Raw genomic sequence first — 21,718 nt, 5'->3', positions numbered from 1 at the left:
TGCAGGCTGCTGACAGATCGCGTCAGCATGGCCCGGACCGACCGCCTCATGCGCCTGATGGACGCGCTGCGCCGCCTGCCCGCGCCGGTCACGGCCGCGCGGCTGGCGGCGGAGACGGACGTATCAAGGCGGCAGCTCTACCGTGACATCGCCACGCTGCGCGCGGGCGGCGCCCTGATCGATGGCGAGGCCGGGGTCGGCTACCGGCTGACCGAGGACCCGGCGCTGCCGCCGCAAAGCTTCTCCCGGCTGGAGATCGAGGCGCTGGTCCTGGCCGTGGGAGAATTGCGCCAGACGGGCGATGCGGCACTGGAGGCGGCAGGCCGTTCGGCCCTTGCCAGGATCATTGCCACGCTTGCCGACGGGCAGTCGCAGCAAGCCATGCACACCGTTTTGCGCAGCTTCCGCCCGCCGCCTGCCCGCGTGCAGGTCACCGTGGACATGCCGCTTCTGCGCCGCGCCTGCTGGGAGGAACTGGCGCTCGACGTGCGGTATCGTGACCTCAAGGGCCGGGTCACGCAGCGCGAGGTCTGGCCCCTGGGCATCAGCTACTCGGACCGCACACTGATGGTGCTGGTCTGGTGCTGCCTGCGGCAGGACTGGCGCGTCTTCCACGCCGCCGGGATCGAACTCGCATGCCTCAACGGACGCAGCTTCCGGCCCCGGCGTGTGTCTTTGCTGCGCGACTACGCAGCGCGGCACACCGCTCCCGGATCGTCCGCAAAAGAGTAGAAGCGGCCTGCTTGGAGCCTAAGTTCATGCTGGTCACGGCTTTGTCGCGCAGCGGCGAGGAGGGATTCATCTCGTGAATCCAGCGTGGTAGTTCGGCTGCATGAGCAGACCCAACCCGCCGAGCTACAAGACCAAGAACTGGCCGGTCTGCAACGAACCCCTCGAACAGCGTGGTTCCCTGACGATCTGGTTCGACCGAGACATGGTCTGGGTGCCGCCGCCGCCCGGCAAGCGAGGCCGACAGCCGCAGTATAGCGACGCCGCGATCCAGACGTGTCTGACACTGAAGGCCCTCTTCGGCATGGCGCTCAGGCAGACGACGGGCTTCGCCCAAAGCCTCCTGCGGCTGATCGGTCTCGACTGGACGGTGCCGGATTTCAGCACTCTGAGCAGGCGCCGGAAGACCCCTAGGACGTGTCGCGGACATTCCCTGCGGCGGTTCGAAGGGGCCTCTGAACCTTTTGATCGACAGCACCGGCATAAAGGCAGAGGGCGAAGGCGAGTGGCACGCCCGCATGCATGGCGGCGCGAAACGCCGGTTGTGGCGCAAGCTCCTCCTTGGCGTCGGCGAACCGACGCTGGAAATCCGTGCGGTCGAGGTTACTGGCAGCCATGTCGGTGACGCGCCGATGCTGCCCGGGCTGCTGGACCAGATCCCCGCCGGCGCGGAGATCGGATCGGTCACCGCGGACGGTGCCTGCGACACGCGGAAGTGCCGCGAGGCTGTCGCCGGCCGAGGCGCACACGCTGTCATTCCACCCCGCTAGAACGCCAAGCCGTGGAAGCCATCCACTCCTGGTCCGATCGCCCGGAACGAAGCGCTCCGCGTTTCGAAATACCTTGGACGCGCCATCTGGCATAAGTGGATCGGATACCACCTCCGAAGCCGCGCCGAGACGAAGATGCATCGTGTAAAACTGCTGGGGCAGAGCCTTATGGCACGCGACTTCGATCGTCAGGTTGCCGAATTCCAGGTCCGCGCTGCGGTTCTGAACGGCTACACCGCGCTCGGCATACCCGTCACAGAACCCAAGGGATAAGTCAGTCTGGGGAAAGAGGACGTGCGGGCTTTACGCTCCTTGCGCAACAAAGCCCCCTAAATGCCAAGTTTTCGCTGGGAGCGGTCACTGCTTGTGCCGCATCCAACGGCGGCCTTGTCTGAGGTTTGTGGCTGCTGTCATCGTGAGATGCAGCGGCGATAAATCTGACAAGGAGGAAAGCGCGGGCGGCTTTCGTTGCTATGGGGGTTGTGCGTTACGAGTTCAGCCTTCGTTGGCCGGATCGGTGGGGCTGATCGCTTTGACGAGTGCAGGCGCGGCGGTTTTGACGGCCTGTTGTTGCCGGTTGGTTTGTCTTTTCGCATCCATTAGCCTGTTTTGGTGCCTGTTTTGGCGCCTGTTTCATGAGGCCGGGCGCAGTGATCGGTTCGGCGTCTGCGTCTCGCGAGGCCGGGCATTTTCGCTGTGTCATGCGGCCTCCCCCAATGGCGGCGCGCGGGATTTCGGGGTTTGGCCGCGGGTGAATGTCTCAACGATGCGCATCGCCCCGCCGCATTTGGGGCCAGGCCGGCACACGATCCGGCCGTCGGGATCATCGCTTGCCGCTTCACCGGTTGCCTGACCGGGTTCGGGCCCCGCGTTGAGCAAATGCCTGATCTTCTTGATCCTGCCGCGGCGGATGCCGTTGGCGAGGAAGCCGGAGGGCAGGACGTGGATCAGGAAGCGACGGATGAACTCGTCCGTGCGCAGGCGCATGATCTTCAATCGGTCACCGCGCCTGATGCGGTAGTCTTTCCAGCGGAAGGCCACCGTGCCGGCATTGGCGCTGACCAAGCGCTGGTTCGAGATCGCGACGCGGCGGGTATAGCGGCTGAGACAGGCCAACACGGCTTCGGGCCCTCCGAAGGGTGGCTCGGCGTAAACAACCCAATCGGTCTTGCGTAGTGGCGCGGGATGGGCTGCCAAGCTGCCGGAGCCGGCCAGTCCCGCCAATGCTCCGAAGAAACGCAGCTTGCTCGTCCGGAGCAACCGGATCAGCCCTTCAAGGAACAGGCGCCGGAACAGCCGGGACAGGACCTTCACGGATAGGAAGAACCTTGGGCGGCAGCCGATCCAGCGGGTGCCGTCCTGGGACAGCCCGCCACCTGGCACGATGACATGCACGTGCAGATGGTGGGTCATCGCCGGGCCGCATGTGTGCAGCACCGATGCCATGCCGATCTTTGCGCCAAGGTGTTTTGGCCGGCAGCGATGGTCAGTGGCGTTTGTGACGAAGCCTTGAACAAGAGGCCGTAGACCGCCGCCTTGTTCTGGCAGGCAAAGTCGGCAATCCGGGCAGGGAGCGTAACAACCGCATGGAAGTCTTCGGCCGGCAACAGGTCTTCCATGCGCGCCAGAGATCCTGGTCCGCGCCGTGGCCCCCTGGCATTTCGGGCAGTGCCGATTGCGGCACGAGTTATAAGCGATGTGCCGGCGGCCGCACTTGTCACAGGCCGCGACGCGGCCGCCAAGCGCGGCGGTCCGGCAGGTCTCAATCGCGGACATCACCGTCAACTGCGGAAGGTTCAGGCGCCCAGCGTGTTCTTGGCGGCAGGCAGGCCCGTCGGCGCGGAAGATCTCCGCGGCCTCCAGTCCGGGGCGCGGCACGAAAGCCGGGCTTAACCGGGCCCGGCCTCCCGACCCGCCAGAAGATCAAGCGGGCTGATGACATCCCGGATCGTTTTGGTCGCCACCTTGGTGTAGACCGCCGCCGTTTCCAGCTTGGCATGCCCAAGCAGCACCTGGACGACCCGGATGCCAGTCCCGCTTTCCAGCAGATGGGTGGCAAAGCTGTGCCGCAGAGTGTGAGGTGAGACCTTCTTCGTGATCCCGGCAAAGTCACAGGCCGCACCAAAGGCCCGGTGGACCTGCCGCGCCGGGATTGGATCGACCCGGTTGCGGCCGGGAAAGAGCCAGCCTGCCGGACGCGCTTCGCGGTAATAGCCGCGCAGCAGTTCGAGCAAACTTGGCGGCAGCATCACATGGCGGTCCTTGCGGCCCTTGCCTTGCCCGACGCGGATCAACATGCGGTCACTGCCGGTACCGGTGACCTTCAAGTGCGTAACCTCGCCCGCCCTCAGCCCACCGCCACAGGCCACGCTGAAGGCCGCCCGGTATCTGAGCCCGGGCCCCGGCGCGGCCTCCGAAATGCGCGCGGCCTCCTCGGCGCTCAGAACCGCGGGGATCTTCTTCGCTGCGCGCTGATAGCGCATGTGCCGCTTCATCTCCGGGCCCGGGCATGTCGCCGCAAAAAAGAAACTCAGCACCGTCAGCCGGTTGTTGAAGGCCGGCCCGCCGGCGCCCGGTTCCTTCATGTCGAGCTGAAACGCCCGCAACTCCGCTGGCGCCGCGGTGCCCGGCGAATGCCCCGGGAACCGCGTAAACTCCCGCATCGCCGGCAAATACAGCGTCTGCGTCTTGGGCTGCAGACCCTTGATCTGCATGTCTTCGAGAAACCGCTGGCGCAGCTTCGGCACATATTGGTCGGTCATGGAAATCTCCTGCCATCAGATTGAGAAGCTCCCAATCGTCAGACAGACGCGCGCATCCGCAAAATCCCAGCCCGCAAGTCAACGCGCTGTTTCCGCAACAAGCGCCACTACCGCGAAAGCGGTTTCGTCCCTGTCCGCATCTCCCCCGTTCGGCCACCTTACAGCGAACAACCGCTCTCGCGACAGCCGGTCTCAGGCTTCATATTCCAGTCTCAATGCCCTGAGCCCGACCGCAACTATTGTGGGCCGCAGACGATCTGCAGTCTCAAAAAACCTGCGCTGAAAACAGCGGTAACATCGCGCCTGATTCCGGATAATCTCAGGCCGCTCCTTCTGCAGCTCAATAACTTCGATCAATTCCAGCTCCGACAATGGAACCTCATCCACCCGGGTTCCGTTCTCAAAACTCACCAGGATAGCTTTCGGGCTTGAGGCAATCCGGTCCGTCAGAAGGCGGCCGGGAGCATTGCCGTGCCTGCAGATGATGGCTGCCCGCCTGGACCGCCTGAAACTTCTGCGCGCAAGGCAAGCTGTGCACCTCCGCCGCCTTTGGCGTTTCGCCGTGGTTCAGGGATGCGTTTAGCCCGGCAGCTGTACTGCCGCCGGTGTGCGTCTCCGGGTCAAGTTTGCCATCGCTGTGCCCGCCTGGCCCGCCTTTCGCAGTGCCGGCTGTCGGCACCAGTGGCGGGGTGTCTTGAGCCAATCTGGATCGCAATCCCGCGACGGCCACACCTTCGCTGTATCGCGTTTCCGGCCGGATGGGTCGCGGTGAAACCCAATATAAAGCTGTGCCGCCCGCCAACCGCGGTGGATGTTCTTTTTCATGATGATAACTTCTGTCCCGATGTTGCTTCGGCCCCTGCCTGCTGCTGAGGCAGAGCGGCCGGTGCCTGATCCATGTTTTCCGGCTGAAACCGCCACAGCCTTCGGCATCCCTTCAGAAGTGATCTTTCGATGGAACTTTTTCCGCGGCACGCAAGGGCAGCTTATGACTGTGCAAGATACCGTGACATCGGCTTCCAGATGTCATGCTTGACGAGTACCGGCTATGGATGAAACCGGCGGCGCAGCGCCATGTTGCCGGCCAAAATAAGCAGAATTCGTCAGCGGGTACGGATTCCCTGGGTAACGCAATCTTGCCGCGGGGTTACGCTTTGCTTGGTCATTGGGGCATTCCTGAATTTTCCTGGGATTGATACCCCGGCCCGAGCGGGCTGATGCGGGGGGCTTATAGTGCTCCGTGCTGGATTAGGACACGGCGGGGATTCCTGTGTTCCAGCGGATTTTCCGCCCGGCAACGATAATCCGCGATGCGCAATCCGCCCGGCCCGCGCGGTTTTCTCCTGTTTCGAAGGGAAGGCCGAAGCAAGACTGAGGAAATGACCATCACCCGATGGTCCAGGGCATACAGGGCAGACCTACCATCAGGCCGCTACGAGGGCTGTCCTGGAGGGGATGCTAGCAGGTTAGAGGCCTTTCGGGGCGTGTCCTCGATGTTCAACCAAGGACGCATTCGAAAGTGATTTCCACTGCCTTGGGAATGACGAGTTCGCGCATCAGTATCCACATGGCACCGATCCCGGCAGGACCGGCGCTGATCGATAGCATCGCCCCCTATAACTCACCATGGAACAATATTTGAGCTATAGAAAGGCCCGCTATACCTCATGCCGTGGAACTGGAAATTACCTGTGCGGCCGGACGTCCGATATGGCACCCCGGCTCTCGGGCCATTGGAACAGCAGTTTCTGCTGTCTTCCGGCGAGTTTCCCGGAGCTGTCCATCATGTCAGCCAACCTGAGCGCCAGCAACTCCGCATCGGGTAGCTAAGCGATGAGGCGATGCAAATCGTCTCCGGCCGCCTTGACCGGCCGGCAGTACATTTTGAGGCACCGCCTTCAGGTCAAGTCGCGTACGAAATGGAACGTCAAGGGCAAAGGACTGTGATCGATATCGCCGCTCCCACTGGCCTGCTGTGTTTGCCAAGAGACCGGTGATGGAAACTTTCAGCCTGCATCTCGTTTCAGATGGTCCACAATGCCGCTGGCCGGATTGGCGGCTTGATAGCGTCATGTTTCTCATCTGCCGCACTCAATCTTCAATCCGGCTCCACAGCCGGAACCGGGCTGGCAAGGGGCCGCCGGTCAATAATTGACAAAATTAGTAAATTAAATTACCCGCCGCGCTCGAAGGAGATGCGGATGTTCTACGACCTGGACGAATTGCGCGCGTTTGCCGGCAATCCTTGCGTGATTGCGGCGGACGGAGCCGAGCTGACTTACGCTGCGCTGGCTGACGCTGCCGCAGAGTTCGGCAGACTGCTGCCGCAAGACCGGCGGCTCATTGCGGTCGAAGCAGCATCCGATCCCGAGGCCATCATCGCCTATGCAGGCGCCTTGGCCGCGGGCCACGCGGTGATGCCGCTGCCGGCCGCGGACCCCGTCACCGCTGCCCGGCTTGAGGAGCGGTTCCGCCCGGCTGCCAGCTTCCGGCGCATGGGCGGATCCTGGCGGCTGCTGGCGCACGCCCATGACCCCGCAGAAATCCACCCGGATCTGACACTGCTGCTGCAGACCTCCGGCAGCACCGGCCACGGCCGCGGGGTGCGCCTGTCCGGCACTGCGGTGGATGAAAATGCCAAGGCCATTGCCCAGTATCTGGAGATCCGGCCCGACGACCGCGCCGCACTGATCCTGCCGCTGCATTACTCCTACGGCCTGTCGGTGCTGCACTCGCATCTTGCCGCCGGTGCCAGCTTATGGCTGTCTCCCGGCTCGGTGCTGGACCCCGGCTTTGCCACAGCGCTGGAGGCCTCCGGCGCCACCAGCCTGGCCGGCGTGCCGCATCACTTCCGCCTGCTGGACAGCGCCGGCCTCTCCCATACGCTGCCGGAGCGGATCACAACCCTCACTGTTGCCGGCGGTGCCATGGAGCCGGAGCAGGTCGGCGCCTGGTCCGCCCGGATGCAGGCCCGCGGCGGCCGGTTCTATGTCATGTACGGCCAGACCGAGGCCACCGCGCGGATCAGCTACCTGCCGCCGGATCTGGCACTGGACAATCCCGGCGCCGCCGGCCGCGCCGTACCCGGCGGCCGCCTGCTGCTGCGCTCTGCAGCCGGTACCGAAATCACCACGCCGGAAGGCGAAGGCGAGCTGATCTACCAGGGCCCGAACGTGATGATGGGCTATGCCGAAAGCTGCAGTGATCTGGCCAGGGGCGCAGAACTCAGCGAACTGGCAACCGGCGATCTGGCCCGGCGCGATGCAAACGGGCTCTACCACATCACCGGCCGGCTCTCGCGGATGTCCAAGATCGCCGGCCTGCGCATCGGCCATGACGCCATCGAACGTGCCATGGCCGCTCAGGGGCATGAGGCCGCGGTTTGGGGCGATGACAGCCGTATCTCGATTGCCATCTGCGGGCCAAAGGACGGCATCGCCGCACTGGCCGCCAAGCTGACCGGCATCGGCCAGCAGCATTTCACCGTCCTGCCGCGCAAATCCCTGCCGCGGCGTGCCAATGGCAAGATCGACTATCCGGCGCTGAAGGCGCAGTCGGCGCAGCCCAAACCTGCCCGGAATGTGCTGGCAGCCTTTCAGGCCGCCTTTGCGCCGCAGACCGTGGGCCGCAACGACAGCTTCGCTGCGCTCGGCGGAGATTCCCTGCGCCATGTCGAGCTGTCCCTGGCCCTGGACGAGGCCCTCGGCGGCGCCCCTGCCGGCTGGGAAGACATGCCGATCAGCGCTCTGGAGCAAGCCGCCCCGGCGCCCGGTGCCAGCCTGCCCTTCGATCTAGCGGCGCGTGCGGTTGCCATCCTCGCGGTGGTGGTGGCCCATCAGACCTTCTGGCCGGTGTTCGGCGGGGCAGCGGCGATGGTGATCCTGATGGGGATGAGCATCGCAGGCTTCCGCTGGGACGCGCTGAAGTCCGGCGATATGCGCAGTTTCTTCAAACCGGTGGCGGCGGTGCTGATCCCCTATTACCTGATCCTCGCAGGCTATGCCGCGGCCTGGGAGCAGGTGCCCTGGGCTTCGGTCTTTCTGGCCGGCAACTTTGCCCTGACGATCCCGGAAACCCACCTGATGCTGCCGTATTTGTACTGGTTCATCGAGGCTTATCTGCAGATGACCCTGCTGGTGGCGCTGCCCTTTGCCGTGCCGCCAGTGCGCCGCTGGCTGGTCCGCCAGGGCGCGTTCCGCACCGGCCTGTGTTTTCTGGCACTTGCCGTGGCGCTGCGGCTGATCGTACCCGAGGTCTGGCCAATCGGCGGCCGGGCGCAGTTCACCGCGCCGTGGGTCTTCTACCTGTTTGCCCTGGGCTGGTGCATCACCGCCGCCAGCACGCTGCGGCAACGGCTTCTGGTGCTGGGGGCAGCCTGCCTGATCATGCCCTCCGCGGCCTATCTTGGCGGCAACTGGTACGGCGGCTGGATCAAATACATGTGGCTGTTGGCGCTGATTGCCGGGCTGCTGTTCGTCACCCGCCTGCCGATGCCGCGGTTTGCGGCCCGCCCGCTGATGCGGCTGGCGCAGGCCGCCTTCCCGGTCTACCTGCTGCACCGTTTCGTGCCGGAACTGCTGATGCCGATGATCGGGCTGGAGGGCCGCAGCCCGCTGACCGATGCGCTGGCAATCTTTGGCGGCCTTGCCCTCGGCCTCGCCGCTGCTGCCGTGCAGCGCCAGCTGGTGCTGGCCTGGACCAGCGCCCGGAGCCGCCGCCAGCCGGCCGCGGCACAGGCCTAAGCCAGCGCCGCGACTGCAGCGGCAATCCGGGTCAAGGCTTCCTGCAGCTCCGTCTCGGATGTCGCATAGGAGATCCGGAAATAAGGTGAGATGCCAAAGGCCCGGCCCGGCACCACGGCCACATGGTGGCAGTCCAGCAGGTAGGCGCAAAAATCCGCGTCCGTCTCCAGCACAGCCCCCTTCGGCGTCCGCTTGCCCAGCACGCCGGCGCAATCGGCAAAGGTATAAAACGCCCCCTCCGGCACCGGGCATTCAATGCCGTCCATGCCATTGAGCGCCTCCACCACCAGATCGCGCCGCGCCTGGAAACCGGCCCGCCGCTCTGCCAGCACCTCCTGCGGCCCGTTCAATGCTGCCGCCGCTGCCGCCTGCGAAATGGACGACGGGTGCGATGTCGATTGCGACTGCACCACTTTCATCGCTGCAATCAGATCTTTCGGCCCGCCCGCATAGCCCAGCCGCCAGCCGGTCATCGCATAGGCCTTGGAGACGCCGTTGACCGTCAGCACCCGCTCCTTCAGCCGCGGCTCCACCTGCGCAGGCGTGGCGAATTCGAACCCGCCATAGGTGATGTGCTCATACATGTCGTCGGCCATCAGCCAGACATCCGGATGCCGCAGCAGCACCTCCAGCAGCGGCCGGTAATCCGCAGCGCTGTACCCCGCGCCTGCCGGGTTCGAGGGCGAATTCAACAGCAGCCATCGGGTGCGCGGGGTGATTGCCGCCTGCAGTTTCTCTGCGGTCAGCCGGAACCCTGTGTTACTGCCGCAAGGCACCAGCACCGGCTCGCCGCCTGCAATGCGGATGATATCGGAATAAGAGGTCCAGTAGGGCGCGGGCACGATCACCTCATCGCCGGGATCAAGGCTCGCCATGAAAGCATCAAACAGGATCTCCTTGGCGCCGGTGCCCGCGGTGATTTCGTCCAGCCCATAGTCCAGCCCGTTGTCGCGTTTGAACTTCGCCTGAACTGCCAGCCGCAATTCCAGCGTGCCGCCAAGCGGGGTGTATTTGGTCTCCCCCGCCCGCATCGCGGCGGCGGCAGCCTCCTTGATATGGTCCGGCGTGTCGAAATCCGGCTCCCCGGCGCCAAGGATGATCACCGGCGCCCCCTGGCGTTTCATCCCGGCAGCTTTTGCGCCGATGGTCAGAATCTCCGAGACCCCGATCGGGTCAAGACGGCTTGCGCGGCGGAACTGGGCCATGGCGAGGGCTCCCTGCTGGTTTGCTGGCGCCGCAAGGTTGCCGCGGCAAAAGCATCAGGGAAACCGGCAGTTTGCGACAGCATTCATTCCGGTTTGGCATCAAATGCCAAGCGCCGCGCCCAGGCGCATCTTCTCAATCCGGCCTCGATCGCAATTGTTTTTTCAGCCACCGTTCAAGCTTCTGCACCGCCTCCGGCACCGGCCCGTGCGGACGCACGAGGTAATAACGCTTGCGCGACACCAGCTCCGGTCCCGGGATCCGCAACAGATCCCCTGCCGCAATCTCCCGCGCCACCATGTCATAGGGCACAATCGCCGCGCCCAGACCCGCCGCCGCGGCCGCAATCACCATCGAATGCTGGTCGAAATAGCGCCCGTCCTGCCGCGGTGCCCCTGCCAGCCCGGCGCGGTCGAACCATTCCGCCCAGGATCCCGCCCGGCTGTCCAGATGCAACAGCGGCGCCTGCGCCAGGTTGCCCGCCAGCTCCAGCCGGTGCGCGGCGTAGAATCCCGGCGCGCAGACCGGCACCATTTCCTCGCCGAACAAGGGCGCCATATGGGTGCCCGGCCAGTTGTCCAGCCCGTAGTGCACCGACAGATCGAAGTTCTCCCGCGCAAAATCAAACGGTTCCAGCCTCGTCGAGAAACTCAGCTCCACCTCCGGATGGCGGGCGAAGAAATCCGGCAGCCGCGGAATCAGCCACAGGTTGGCAAAGGCGGGCAGCACCGCAATCCGCAAGGCCGAGCGGCCCGCACCGGCAGCTGCAGCCTTCTGCAGCGTCGCCCGCAAACCGGCCAGATCCAGCTCCAGATCGGCGGCCAGCCCCTGCCCTGCCGGCGTCAGCACCACGCCCCGTCCCGACCGCTGGAACAGGTCGAACCCCAGATCCGCCTCCAGCTCCTTTACTTTCTTGCTGACGGCGCTTTGCGTCAGGCCCAGCTCCTCTCCCGCCGCAGTGAAACTCTGATGCCGCGCAGCGCTTTCGAAACAGCGCAGATGGGTCAGGCTTGGCAGCCGCATTTCACACCTCCCCCAGTTGCGACAGCAGCCATTCGCGGAATTTGATCAGCGGATACTCCTCGGCCTGATCCGCAGGCCAGACCAGGAAATACTCGCCCAGTCTCACCGCCGCGCCTTCCATCGCCAGCGCCAGCCGGCCTTGCGCAATCTCGTTCTCCGCCAGGAAATCCGGCAGCAAAGCCACCCCCAGCCCATGCACTGCCCCCTGCGTCATGGCCGAGGATTGGTCAAACAGCATCCCCCGGAGCTTGGCCGCCGGCACATCATGCAAGTGAAACCATTGCTCCCAGCAATCAGGATGGGTCTCCAGATGCAACAGCGGGTAATCCAGCAGGTCCGCCGGCGCAGACACCGGCCCCGCCATCAGCCCCGGCGCGCAGACCGGCAGCACATGTTTCGGCATCAGGGGCAGATACGCCACCCCCGGCCAGTCCCGCGTGCCGTAATGGATCGCCGCCTGCGCCGTGCCCGCATCAAAGCTGAACGGCAGATTATGCGTGTGCAGGTTCACCGTGATGCCGGGATGCGCGGCGGCAAACTCCCGCAGCCGCGGCGCCAGCCAGTGCAGCCCGAATGACGGCAGGATCGACAGGGTAAAGCTGCCGCCGTCCGGGTTCGCCCGCAGCTTGACCGAAGCCTGCGCCAGCCGTGTCAGGATCGCCCTCGCTTCCTTGGCAAACCCGGTCCCCGCCGGCGTCAGCTGCATCCGCATCTGGTCACGGGCGATCAGATCGACCCCCATCTGCTCCTCCAGCTGTTTCAGTTGGCGGCTGATGGCGCTTTGCGTCAGGGACAAATCCTCTGCCGCAGCCGAGGCACTGCCCAGCCGGTCCACCGCCTCCAATGCCAGCAGCGAAGGGATGGAAGGCAGAAAACGGCGCGGCGCGATCATATGACTCAAACTCATAGGGGCAGGATTTAGTTTCATTAGCAATCCGGAGAGCGCGGTGCAATTTCTATATCAGAACCGTATCCGGCAGGATGCCCGCGGAATCCACCCAAAAGTTTTCCTCATGCCCTGCCCCGCTCGACAAGGACCCTGAAATGCCCCATTCCGACATCCTCGCCGCTGCCGGCCTGACCCAGGCCGAACTGACCGGCGGCAGCCTCGCCGTCACCACACCCGTGGACGGCAGCGAAATCGCCCGGCTGAAAACCCACTCCGCTGCAGAGGCCGAAGCCCGGATCGCCGCCGCCAAAGAGGCCTTCAAATCCTGGCGCCTGGTGCCTGCCCCGCGCCGCGGCGAACTGGTGCGGCTTCTGGGTGACGAATTGCGCCGCGAGAAGGAAAACCTGGGCCGCCTCGTCACTCTGGAATGCGGCAAAATCTACCAGGAAGGCCTCGGCGAAGTGCAGGAGATGATCGACATCTGCGACTTTGCCGTCGGTCTCTCGCGCCAGCTTTACGGCCTTACCATTGCTTCCGAACGCCCCGGCCACGCGATGCGCGAAAGCTGGCACCCGATGGGCACCTGCGGCATCATCACCGCCTTCAACTTCCCCGTTGCCCCCTGGTGCTGGAACGCCGCACTGGCGCTGGTCTGCGGCGACCCGGTGATCTGGAAACCCTCCGAAAAAACCCCCCTGACCGCGCTGGCGGTGCAGAAAATCTGCGACCGCGCCATCGCCGCCTTTGGCAAAGACGCCCCCGAGGGCCTTATTCAGGTGCTGATCGGCGAGCGTGATCTGGGCGAGGTGCTGACTGCTTCCAAAGACGTTGCCATCATCTCCGCCACCGGTTCGGTGCCGATGGGCAAGGCCGTGTCTGCCGATATGTCCAAACGCCTGGGCCGCACCATTCTGGAGCTTGGCGGCAACAACGCGATGATCGTGGCACCCTCCGCCGATCTGGAAATGGCCCTGCGCGCCATCGTCTTTTCCGCCGTCGGCACCGCCGGTCAGCGCTGCACCAGCCTGCGCCGCCTGATCGTGCATGAGGATATCTACGACGCGCTGATCCCGCGCCTGGTCAAGGCATACGAGGGCCTGCCCATCGGCGACCCGCTGGCGGACGGCACCCTGGTCGGCCCGCTGATCGACGCCGCAGCCCTTGATGCGATGACCAGCGCGCTAAAGCGCGCCCAGTCCGAAGGCGGCACCGTGCATGGCGGCGCTCAGGCCCTGACGGACACCCACGGCGCAGCCGCCTATGTGCATCCGGCAATTGCCGAGATGCCTGCCCAGACGGACATTATGCACACGGAAACCTTCGCCCCGATCCTTTATGTGGTGAAATACTCTGATCTGGACCAAGCCATTGAAATGCAGAACGAAGTCCCCCAGGGCCTCAGCTCCTGCATCTTCTCGACAGACGTGCGCGAAACTGAATATTTCCTCTCGGCAGCGGGCTCGGACTGCGGTATTGCCAATGTGAACATCGGCCCCTCCGGCGCTGAAATCGGCGGCGCATTCGGGGGCGAAAAGGAGACGGGCGGCGGCCGCGAAAGCGGCTCCGACGCCTGGAAAGGCTACATGCGCCGGCAGACCAACACGGTGAACTATTCGCGCGAGCTGCCGCTTGCTCAGGGGATCAAATTTGACATCTGAAACGGCGTCCAGCCTGTGGCAGCAAACCTGTCAGGAAAACGCTGCCTTCCCGGAATTCACCGGGGAGGCAGAGGCCGACCTTGTGGTGATCGGCGGCGGCTACACCGGCTGCGCCGCGGCACTGCAAGCCGCAGAAATGGGCGCCACGGTCCAGCTGATCGAGGCAGCGGAGATCGGCAGCGGCGGCTCGGGCCGCAATGTCGGGCTGGTGAATGCGGGCCTCTGGCTGCCGCCCGAAGACATCAACGCCGAACTGGGCGCAGACTCCGGCAACCGCCTGTCGGCCCTGCTGGGCGGCGCGCCTCAGAGGGTGTTCTCCCTGATCGAAAAACACCGCATTCAATGCGAGCCGGTGCACACGGGCACCCTGCACTGCGCCCATGCGCCGGCCGGGCTGAAGGACCTGCAGCGCCGCCACGCGGAGCTCGCCGCCATCGGCGCGCCGGTGGAATTGCTGGACCGGGACGAAGCCGTCCGGCGCACAGGCTCCGCTGCCGTGCACGGGGCGCTGTTCGATCCGCGCGCAGGCACTATCCAGCCGCTCGCTTATGTCCGCGGACTGGCCCGCGCCGCCGCGGCGGCCGGCGCGCAGCTGCACATGCATTCCCCCGCCGCCGCGATCCGCCGCGACGGCAGCAGCTGGCATGTCTCCACCCCCAAGGGCAGCATCCGCGCCAAACATCTGATCATGGCGACAAATGCCTATGCCCGCGATATCACCGGCTATGAGACGCCGCAGGTGATCCCGGTGCATTATTTCCAGGCTGCCACCGATCCGCTGCCCGCCGCGCTGCAGGGCAAAATCCTGCCGGGCCGCGAAGGCTGCTGGGACACTGCGCTGGTGATGTCCTCCTGGCGGCTGGATCAGGCCGGGCGTCTGGTGATCGGCGGCATGGGCGCGCTCAACCACTTCGGCAGCGCCCTGCACCGCAACTGGCTGCCGCGCAAGCTGGCGGCGCTCTATCCGGAACTGAAAGACATGCCCCTGCGCAGCCACTGGCACGGCCGGATCGCCATGACCACCGAACACCTGCCCAAGATCCTCGATCTGAACGGCGGCTTGGCCTGCTTCGGCTACTCCGGCCGCGGCATCGGCCCCGGCACGCTGTTCGGCGCCGCCATGGCCGAAACCTTGCTGACCGGCGACCGCGCCCGCCTGCCAGTGCCGCCGTCACGCAGCCACGCGATCGCCTTTGCAGGCCTGCGCAGCGCCTATTACGAAACCGGCGCCACCCTCACCCATCTGGTCAGCAACCGGTAAAAAGGCGGGCCGCCCTGGCCCGCCTCCGCGTTTTAACAGCCGGCAATCGCAGCGCCGAGGCTCTGCAGCAGCGCCGGATAAAACTGCGGTCCCGGCTCCAGCCCGGCCCCCAGCGGATCCAGCACAGCAGTGCCTGCCCCGGTGCCATCCAGCACGGTGGCCGCCAGGCCGGGATTGAACTGCGGCTCCGAGAACACGCAGGACACTTCCAGCTCCGCCACCGCATCGCGCACTTCGGCAATCCGGGCCGGGCTTGGCGTGCTGGCGTCGCTCAGCGAGATCGCCCCTGCCGCCTGCAGGCCAAAGCCCTGCTCGAAATACTGATAGGCATCATGGAACACGATGAACTGCCGGGCCTGGAACGGCTCCAGAACAGCCGAGATACTGGCGGCAGCATCCGCAATCTCCTGTTTGCCTGCCTCTGCGTTGGCCTTGTAGGCGGCTGCATTATCCGGATCGTGTTCTGACAGCTCTGCTGCGATCACGTCCAGCCACACCTGCGCATTTGCCGGCAGCAGCCAGGCATGCGGATCGGCCCCATGGTGCTCATGCCCATGGGCCGCAGCGTGAGCCTCATGGTCCTCGTGCTCGTCATGGTGATCATCGTGGTGATCATCGTGGCCTGCTTCCCCATGCTCTTGATGATCATGGCCTTCGTGACCGTCACCGCCTTCGCCGCCGGCATGCGCTTCGTGATCCGCATGATCTTCGTGGCCTTCTTCCCGATGACCGTCCTGATCTCCGCGGCCCTCGGGATCCGCGTGGCCGCCGTGCTCCCCATGCGCGTCCTCATGCGCATGCGCCTCAAACCGCGCCCCTTCGCGGAAGGCCAGCACCGTGGTGCCCTCTGCCTGCAGCAGCTCGACCCGGTGCGCGTCCCCGGCCAGCTTCTCCAACGGGCCTTCCAGCCAGGGGGTCAGCGGCTCTCCCAGCCAGAACACCACATCCGCCTGATCCAATGCCCGCGCTTCCGAGGGGCGCATCGAATAGCCATGCGGCGAGGCCCCCGGCGGCACCACAAGGTCAGGCGCGCCCAGGCCCTGCATCACCCGCGCAACCAGCCCGTGCACCGGCGTGATATCCGCCGCCACTCGCGGCACCTCCGCCCAGGCAGCCCCCGTCCCGGCCCCGGCCAGCAAGGCCACAACCGCCGCACCGTTTTTCCACATGCTGGATTTTTGCATTTCCGCCTCATGTAACTTTATAACATCACGCGGTTGATAAACGTCATAACATAACATATCAAGAGCCAAATCAGCCTCCGTCCAAAGGACCCCCGCAATGGACACCATCGGTTTTGAACCGCATGACCACAGCAGCTGCATTCACGATTGCATCGCAGCGGTGGACACTCAGTGCCGCAGGGCCGGGCTGCAATTCACGCCCGTGCGCCGCCGGGTGCTGGAGATCCTGCTGCAGGAACACCGCGCGCTCGGGGCATATGAAATCCTCGACCGCCTGCGCGAAGAAGGCCTGGGTTCACAGCCCCCGGTTGCCTACCGGGCGTTGGATTTCCTGGTGAAAAACGGCTTTGCCCATAAGATCGAACGCCTGAACGCCTTCATCGCCTGCACCCATCCGGGCGAGCATCACGCGCCGGTCTTCCTGATCTGCCGCGCCTGCGATGCGGTGGCTGAATCCCAGCGCGAGCCTACTCAGGGCCAGCTCGGCCAGGCCGCCCGCGACGCGGGATTTGTCATCGAACGCGCCGTGATCGAGGCCGAGGGCCTGTGCCCCAAATGCCAGCAGGCAGGCGCCGCATGAACTTGATTTCTCTCGAGCATCTGACTGTCGCCTATGGCGGCAAAACAGTGCTGTCCGGTGTGAATCTGGTGATTGAACCCGGCGAGATTGTCACCGTGGTCGGCCCCAACGGGTCCGGTAAATCCACCCTGCTGCGCAGCGTGATCGGCGCGCTGAAACCCACAGGCGGTGCCGTCAACCGCGCACGCGGCCTGCGCATCGGCTATGTGCCGCAGAAACTGCATATCGACCCCACCCTGCCGCTGACCGTGCGCCGCTTTCTCAGCCTGCCGGAACGGGTTTCCGATAGCCGCGCCTCCGAGGCATTGGAGCAGGCCGGCGCCGGCGATCTGGCCTCCCGTCAGATGTCCGGTCTCTCCGGCGGCCAGTTTCAGCGGGTTCTCTTGGCGCGCGCGCTCCTGAACAATCCGCAGCTGCTGATCCTCGATGAAGCCACCCAAGGCCTGGACCAGCCCGGGTCCGCCGCCTTTTACCAGCGCATCGAGAAGGTCCGGCAGGAGCTTGGCTGTGCTGTGCTGATGGTCAGCCACGAGCTGCATGTGGTGATGGCGGCCTCGGACCGGGTGGTCTGCCTGAACGGCCATGTCTGTTGCGAAGGGGCGCCGGAACATGTCGCCTCCGCGCCCGAATACCGCGCCCTGTTCGGCACCGGCACCCAGGGTGCGCTGGCGCTTTACCGGCATGAACACAATCACAGCCATGATCATGATTGCACGCATGGCAACCATCACGAGGCAGCGGAATGATCCTGCTTGACGATTTCCTGATCCGCGCCGCCCTGGCCGGCATCGGCGTGGCCCTGGCCGCGGCACCATTGGGCTGTTTTGTGGTTTGGCGGCGGATGGCCTATTTCGGCGATGCCACTGCGCATGCGTCAATCCTGGGCGTGGCGCTGGCGCTCAGCTTTGATGTCTCGGTCTTTGCCGGTGTGCTGGCTACCGCGCTGGCCATGGCCACCACTGTCTCGGCGCTTGCAGGGCGCGGCTATGCAATGGATACGCTGCTGGGGGTTCTTGCCCATTCCTCGCTGGCCTTCGGCCTGGTCGCAGTGTCTTTCCTGCAGGGCGTTCGGATTGATCTGATGGCCTATCTCTTTGGCGATATCCTGGCAGTGGGCCGCGGTGATCTGGCGGTGATCTGGGGCGGCGCGCTGCTGGTGCTGGCACTGCTCTGGTGGCGCTGGTCCGCGCTGCTGACGGCCACTTTGAACCCGGATCTGGCCCATGCGGCAGGCATTGATCCCCGGCGCGAACAGATGGTGCTGACGCTGGCTTTGGCGCTGGTGGTGGCGGTTGCCATCAAGGTGGTCGGGGTGCTGCTGATCGCCGCCATGCTGCTGATCCCGGCGGCAGCCGCCCGCCCCTTTGCGGTCACGCCGGAACGGATGGCGGTGATTGCCGCGCTGCTGGGAATGCTGGCGGCATCGGGGGGGCTGCAGCTGGCTTTTGTGTTCGACACCCCGGCCGGCCCCAGCATCGTTTGCCTGGCAGCCGCGCTTTTTGCCGCCTCCAGCCTCGCCGGCCTGGTGCTGCAGCGGCACCGCGGCTGACCGCTGCCCTACCGCATCCCTGCCGCGAGTGACAGGAAAGGGCCCCGGTCCGGGCAGCAGGCCTGACACCGGGCCTGTCTCTGCCTGCCGGCATCCCCTTGGCCGGCCTGTGTATGCGCCGCCTCAGCTGCCGGTGCGCTGCAGGTCATCATCGCAGGTCCACTTGCTGACCGCTTCGATCAGCGCCTTCTTGTTGATCGGCTTGCTGAGGAAATCATCCATCCCAGCCGCCAGGCATTTTTCCCGGTGGGTCTGCAGCGCATTGGCAGTCAGCGCCACAATCGGACATCTTCCGCAGCCAGTCTCCGCCTCGATCCGGCGCATCTCGGCGGTGGCCTCCAGCCCGTCCATCTCCGGCATCATCATATCCATCAGAACAATATCGGGCCGCTCTGCCTGGAACTGCGCAACAGCCTCCACACCGTTTTTGGCAACGCTGATCTTCAGCGGCGTATTTTTCAGCATTTTGGTAACCACCAGCTGGTTGGTGCGGTTGTCCTCGGCCAGCAGGACATTCACCCGCCGGACTTGCGGCGCCTCCATGCCCCCGCCGCTGGCAACAGCAGCCGGCTTTTCGCCCTGAACGTTCAGCACCCGGGTAATCACCTGCTGCAGCTGCACTGCCCGCACAGGTTTCAGCGCAAACTCGCAATTCCCGATCGCCTCGCAATCCGACCGGGTCAGCGCATGTTCCACCGAGGACAGCACAATCAGCGGCACCGTTTCAAAACCCGGCATAGCGCGGATCCGGGCTGCCAGTTCCTGCCCGTCCATCGCCGGCATCTGGTAGTCTAGAATGATGAAATCAAACCGGCGCCCGTCCAGCTGCGCATCCGACAGAATCTCCAGCCCCTCATGCGCCGAGCCGGCCAGGGTGCAGGCCACCCCCCAGGAGCTCAGACGTTCGGACAGCATCACCCGGTTCAATTCCAGGTCATCCACCAGCAAGCCGTGGAGTCCGGCCAAGCTGAGCGGGCTGCCCGCCCGAGCCGGGGCAACATGGCCGCCCGCCTGCAGCGGCAACTCGATGGTGAACACAGACCCCTCGCCCAGCTCCGACCGCACCCGCACCGAGCCGCCCATCAGCGTCAGCAGCCGCGCCGAAATTGCCAGCCCCAGGCCGGTGCCCTCGAAATTGCGGCTGGCGGCATTGTCAGCCTGCTCGAAGGCACGGAAGATATCTCCGGTCCGGTCCGGCTCAATGCCGATTCCGGTATCGGTGACCTGCAGCGTCAGCAAATGGCGGCCGTCCTGCGCGCGGCCGGTCAAGTCGATATAGACATAGCCCTTGCGGGTGAACTTGACCGCATTGCCGGCGACATTGGTGATCACCTGGCGGATCCGGCCGGCATCGCCCACAAAGATTTCCGGCAGCGCGGGGTCGTACCGCAGGGTGATCTCGACCCCTTTTTCCGCCGCCTTGGGCGACAGCAAGGTGACCACATCCTCCAGCGCTGTCTGCAAATTGAACGGCGCAAGGTTAAGCTCGACCTTGCCGGCCTCGATCTTGGAGAAGTTCAGGATGTCGTTGATAATCGTCAGCAGCGCGGTGCCGGATTTCGAAATGGTCTCCGCATACATCCGCTGGTCCTCGTCCAGAGCGGTGTCCTGCAGCAGCTCCGCCATGCCGATCACCCCATTCATCGGGGTGCGGATCTCATGGCTCATATTGGCAAGGAATTCCGACTTGGCGCGGTTCGCAATATCTGCCGCTTCGCGCGCCTGCTCCATAGCGTATTCGCGCTCGTCGCGCTCGGCGAATGCGTCTTCCAGCACGCCGACCGAAAAATCCAGCGCCCGGAATTCCCGGGATGCGAACCAGGGCAGCGGCCGCAGCGGGCTGCGCAGCCCGGCAAGGGCATCAGACATCCGGTTGTGGATCATCTGCAACGGCCGCAGCGCCAGAACATGCACCAGCAACAGCACCAGAAGCGACAGAGCCAGCACCGGCACAACGGTCCAGATGATGATCTGACGCACCTTGGCCGCCACCAGCGCTTCACCGTCGCGGGTCGACCACTCCACCATCATGGTGCCGAAGGAGGCGCCTTCCAGCTCAATCGGCCGCTCATAGATCACATGATGATCCGGCGGCGGCACGGCCGGCGCATTGGCCGCGGCCAGCAGCCTGCCCGACGGGCTGCGGATCTGGATCGATACAATCTTCGGGTTACGGTTGACGGCCTCGATCAGCCCGGTCTCCAGTACCGGAACATCCTCGACGATGATCGATTCCAGCATCAGCCCGCTGAGCAGTGAAACCGTCAGGTCAGCCTGCTCGGCAAGCTGCTCCTCAAGCCGCTGCACCTCCTGGCGCTTGGCCAGATGGCCGACCGCCAATCCAACGGCCGACGCGGCCAGCAGCAGCGACAACACGATCTGAAATAGTATGCCTGTACGTTTCATATCTCTACTGCGGCACCTCAGAATGCCAGGCTGCGCTCCATCGCCCGGCGGATGATGTCATAGTCGGCATCTGCTCCCAGCAAAAAGCCGTTTTTTGATATCCGGCGCACGATTTCCTCGTTGTCCGAGGACAGCATCACCTTGCGCATCGCCTCCAGCACGCTGTCCGGCATATCCGGCGACGCCAGCCAGGGTTTGGTCACATTGTCAAACGAGGCCAGCACCCGGATCGGCACGCCCTTGGCGACCAGTTTCTTGAACGTGCTTTCCTTCAGCGCGCCCGCGGTATACTTGCCGGCGCCGACCGCCTCTCCGACCAGGTCGTGGCGGCCGAGATAGGCGAAATCATGCAGGTCGGCGCCGCTGATACCGGCCTCCAGCAGGTGTTCCTGCGCCAGGTAGCGGCCGATCGTCGACAGTTCATCGCCAAAGGCAAAGCTCAGCCCGGCCAGTTCCTCAACCGACTGCAGGCTGCTGTCCTTATGCACCACGATCACCCCCTTGAACCGCTTTCGGCCGTTCTTGGATTCCATCGCGATAATCCGGATCTCCGGATTTTCCATCATCACATGCACATAGGACGCCGGGCCGAAACGGGCAAAATCCACCTCGCCGCCAGCCAGCTGGCGGATGCTTTCGCCATACTCCTTGGCGATCTTCAGCCGGATGGAAACCGGCTCCCCCAGTTCATCGCTCAACCGGCCGGACAGGAAAGACAGGAAAGGCTGGTACTTTTTGACCGTTGCGGTTGGTTTATCGGCCGCATAGGTGCCGAACACCAATTCGATCCCGGCCTGGCCGGTGCCGGGCAGCAGGGCTGCAAGTCCAACGGCCAGCGCAGCCCCGGGGGCCGCCTCCCGCAGGCGCCTCGTGAAAAGCCTAACTATATCAACGCTACACTTAAAAAGTGTCACGATTCTAGCCTCCTGACTGCGATCGGCTGGCACCGCAGGCGGGCCGCC

Annotated in this window: 14 protein-coding genes and 3 pseudogenes; 9 read left to right on the top strand and 8 right to left on the bottom strand. The window is 64.8% G+C overall.

The genetic code is table 11. From position 1 onward, the window contains the following. The first annotated feature begins 27 nt into the window (after window positions 1-27). Window positions 28-732, top strand: a complete 705-nt coding sequence (locus METH_RS21545; protein WP_024092414.1) for a helix-turn-helix transcriptional regulator — start codon at window positions 28-30, stop codon at window positions 730-732. Window positions 733-832: 100 nt separating this feature from the next. Beyond that, window positions 833-1,772: pseudogene (locus tag METH_RS23615) on the top strand (IS5 family transposase). A 426-nt stretch (window positions 1,773-2,198) separates the two neighbouring features. On the opposite strand, the pseudogene METH_RS21530 reads toward METH_RS23615, so the two are convergent. Further along, window positions 2,199-3,377: pseudogene (locus tag METH_RS21530) on the bottom strand (IS91 family transposase). A gap of 11 nt (window positions 3,378-3,388) precedes the next feature. Continuing rightward, entirely contained in the window at window positions 3,389-4,261 is an 873-nt protein-coding gene (locus tag METH_RS21525) for a tyrosine-type recombinase/integrase (RefSeq protein ID WP_024092410.1), read from the bottom strand. A gap of 1,667 nt (window positions 4,262-5,928) precedes the next feature. On the opposite strand from METH_RS21525, the pseudogene METH_RS25055 reads away from it, so the two are divergent. Next, window positions 5,929-6,189, top strand: a pseudogene (locus tag METH_RS25055) (DUF4172 domain-containing protein); the annotation flags it as partial. 273 nt (window positions 6,190-6,462) lie between these two features. Continuing rightward, on the top strand, window positions 6,463-9,003 hold the full coding sequence (locus METH_RS21510; RefSeq protein ID WP_024092406.1) for an AMP-binding protein: 2,541 nt from the start codon (window positions 6,463-6,465) through the stop codon (window positions 9,001-9,003). Here METH_RS21510 and METH_RS21505 read toward each other — a convergent pair. The 3 genes from METH_RS21505 to METH_RS21495 all read right to left on the bottom strand — a co-directional run bounded on the left by METH_RS21505 (window position 9,000) and on the right by METH_RS21495 (window position 12,136). Beyond that, window positions 9,000-10,208: a pyridoxal phosphate-dependent aminotransferase gene (locus METH_RS21505; protein ID WP_024092405.1), complete on the bottom strand. Its 1,209-nt coding sequence runs from the start codon at window positions 10,206-10,208 to the stop codon at window positions 9,000-9,002. The two genes, METH_RS21510 and METH_RS21505, sit on opposite strands and share 4 nt — an antisense overlap. A gap of 133 nt (window positions 10,209-10,341) precedes the next feature. Beyond that, a complete protein-coding gene (locus METH_RS21500; protein WP_024092404.1) occupies window positions 10,342-11,229 on the bottom strand; it encodes a LysR substrate-binding domain-containing protein in 888 nt (295 codons plus the stop codon). A 1-nt stretch (window position 11,230) separates the two neighbouring features. Then, window positions 11,231-12,136 (bottom strand): LysR substrate-binding domain-containing protein, encoded by a 906-nt coding sequence (locus METH_RS21495; RefSeq protein WP_084013880.1) that lies wholly within the window; start codon window positions 12,134-12,136, stop codon window positions 11,231-11,233. A 137-nt stretch (window positions 12,137-12,273) separates the two neighbouring features. On the opposite strand from METH_RS21495, the gene amaB reads away from it, so the two are divergent. Continuing rightward, window positions 12,274-13,776 carry an L-piperidine-6-carboxylate dehydrogenase gene (amaB, locus tag METH_RS21490; RefSeq protein ID WP_044008863.1) on the top strand — a complete coding sequence of 501 codons (1,503 nt, stop codon included), beginning with the start codon at window positions 12,274-12,276 and terminating at the stop codon, window positions 13,774-13,776. Continuing rightward, the gene (locus METH_RS21485) at window positions 13,766-15,037 is read left to right on the top strand and encodes an NAD(P)/FAD-dependent oxidoreductase (RefSeq protein ID WP_024092401.1); all 1,272 of its coding nucleotides are present in this window, start codon (window positions 13,766-13,768) and stop codon (window positions 15,035-15,037) included. The genes amaB and METH_RS21485 overlap by 11 nt, the downstream gene beginning before the upstream one ends. Before the next feature lie 32 nt (window positions 15,038-15,069). Here the strand turns inward: METH_RS21485 and METH_RS21480 are convergent, their stop codons facing one another. Continuing rightward, on the bottom strand, window positions 15,070-16,206 hold the full coding sequence (locus METH_RS21480) for a zinc ABC transporter substrate-binding protein (protein ID WP_024092400.1): 1,137 nt from the start codon (window positions 16,204-16,206) through the stop codon (window positions 15,070-15,072). A gap of 112 nt (window positions 16,207-16,318) precedes the next feature. Here METH_RS21480 and METH_RS21475 point away from each other — a divergent pair, with 112 nt between their 5' ends. From METH_RS21475 to METH_RS21465, 3 genes are read left to right on the top strand one after another with little or no spacing between them, the layout of a single operon-like run. Further along, a complete protein-coding gene (locus tag METH_RS21475) occupies window positions 16,319-16,801 on the top strand; it encodes a Fur family transcriptional regulator (RefSeq protein ID WP_024092399.1) in 483 nt (160 codons plus the stop codon). After that, window positions 16,798-17,547 (top strand): zinc ABC transporter ATP-binding protein ZnuC, encoded by a 750-nt coding sequence (gene znuC, locus METH_RS21470; protein WP_024092398.1) that lies wholly within the window; start codon window positions 16,798-16,800, stop codon window positions 17,545-17,547. Before METH_RS21475 ends, znuC begins: the two co-directional genes overlap by 4 nt. Beyond that, entirely contained in the window at window positions 17,544-18,350 is an 807-nt protein-coding gene (locus METH_RS21465; protein ID WP_024092397.1) for a metal ABC transporter permease, read from the top strand. Before znuC ends, METH_RS21465 begins: the two co-directional genes overlap by 4 nt. A gap of 123 nt (window positions 18,351-18,473) precedes the next feature. On the opposite strand, the gene METH_RS21460 is transcribed toward METH_RS21465, so the two are convergent. Next, window positions 18,474-20,756, bottom strand: a complete 2,283-nt coding sequence (locus METH_RS21460; protein ID WP_044008826.1) for a response regulator — start codon at window positions 20,754-20,756, stop codon at window positions 18,474-18,476. A gap of 17 nt (window positions 20,757-20,773) precedes the next feature. Further along, complete coding sequence (locus METH_RS21455) at window positions 20,774-21,592, bottom strand: PhnD/SsuA/transferrin family substrate-binding protein (RefSeq protein ID WP_425412334.1); 819 nt, start codon at window positions 21,590-21,592, stop codon at window positions 20,774-20,776. Window positions 21,593-21,718 lie beyond the last annotated feature (126 nt).

This window comes from Leisingera methylohalidivorans DSM 14336 (assembly GCF_000511355.1).
Classification (GTDB): Bacteria; Pseudomonadota; Alphaproteobacteria; order Rhodobacterales; family Rhodobacteraceae; genus Leisingera; species Leisingera methylohalidivorans.
This window is presented reverse-complemented; position numbering and strand designations above follow the sequence as displayed.

Excerpts from the sequence above, each read along its gene's own strand:
- METH_RS21510 (WP_024092406.1), top strand. The coding sequence starts at position 6,463 with ATGTTCTACGACCTGGACGAATTGCGCGCGTTTGCCGGCAATCCTTGC.
- METH_RS21480 (WP_024092400.1), bottom strand. The coding sequence starts at position 16,206 with ATGTGGAAAAACGGTGCGGCGGTTGTGGCCTTGCTGGCCGGGGCCGGG.
- znuC (WP_024092398.1), top strand. The coding sequence starts at position 16,798 with ATGAACTTGATTTCTCTCGAGCATCTGACTGTCGCCTATGGCGGCAAA.
- METH_RS21460 (WP_044008826.1), bottom strand. The coding sequence starts at position 20,756 with ATGAAACGTACAGGCATACTATTTCAGATCGTGTTGTCGCTGCTGCTG.
- amaB (WP_044008863.1), top strand. The coding sequence starts at position 12,274 with ATGCCCCATTCCGACATCCTCGCCGCTGCCGGCCTGACCCAGGCCGAA.
- METH_RS21495 (WP_084013880.1), bottom strand. The coding sequence starts at position 12,136 with ATGAGTTTGAGTCATATGATCGCGCCGCGCCGTTTTCTGCCTTCCATC.
- METH_RS21500 (WP_024092404.1), bottom strand. The coding sequence starts at position 11,229 with ATGCGGCTGCCAAGCCTGACCCATCTGCGCTGTTTCGAAAGCGCTGCG.
- METH_RS21525 (WP_024092410.1), bottom strand. The coding sequence starts at position 4,261 with ATGACCGACCAATATGTGCCGAAGCTGCGCCAGCGGTTTCTCGAAGAC.
- METH_RS21465 (WP_024092397.1), top strand. The coding sequence starts at position 17,544 with ATGATCCTGCTTGACGATTTCCTGATCCGCGCCGCCCTGGCCGGCATC.
- METH_RS21505 (WP_024092405.1), bottom strand. The coding sequence starts at position 10,208 with ATGGCCCAGTTCCGCCGCGCAAGCCGTCTTGACCCGATCGGGGTCTCG.
- METH_RS21545 (WP_024092414.1), top strand. The coding sequence starts at position 28 with ATGGCCCGGACCGACCGCCTCATGCGCCTGATGGACGCGCTGCGCCGC.
- METH_RS21475 (WP_024092399.1), top strand. The coding sequence starts at position 16,319 with ATGGACACCATCGGTTTTGAACCGCATGACCACAGCAGCTGCATTCAC.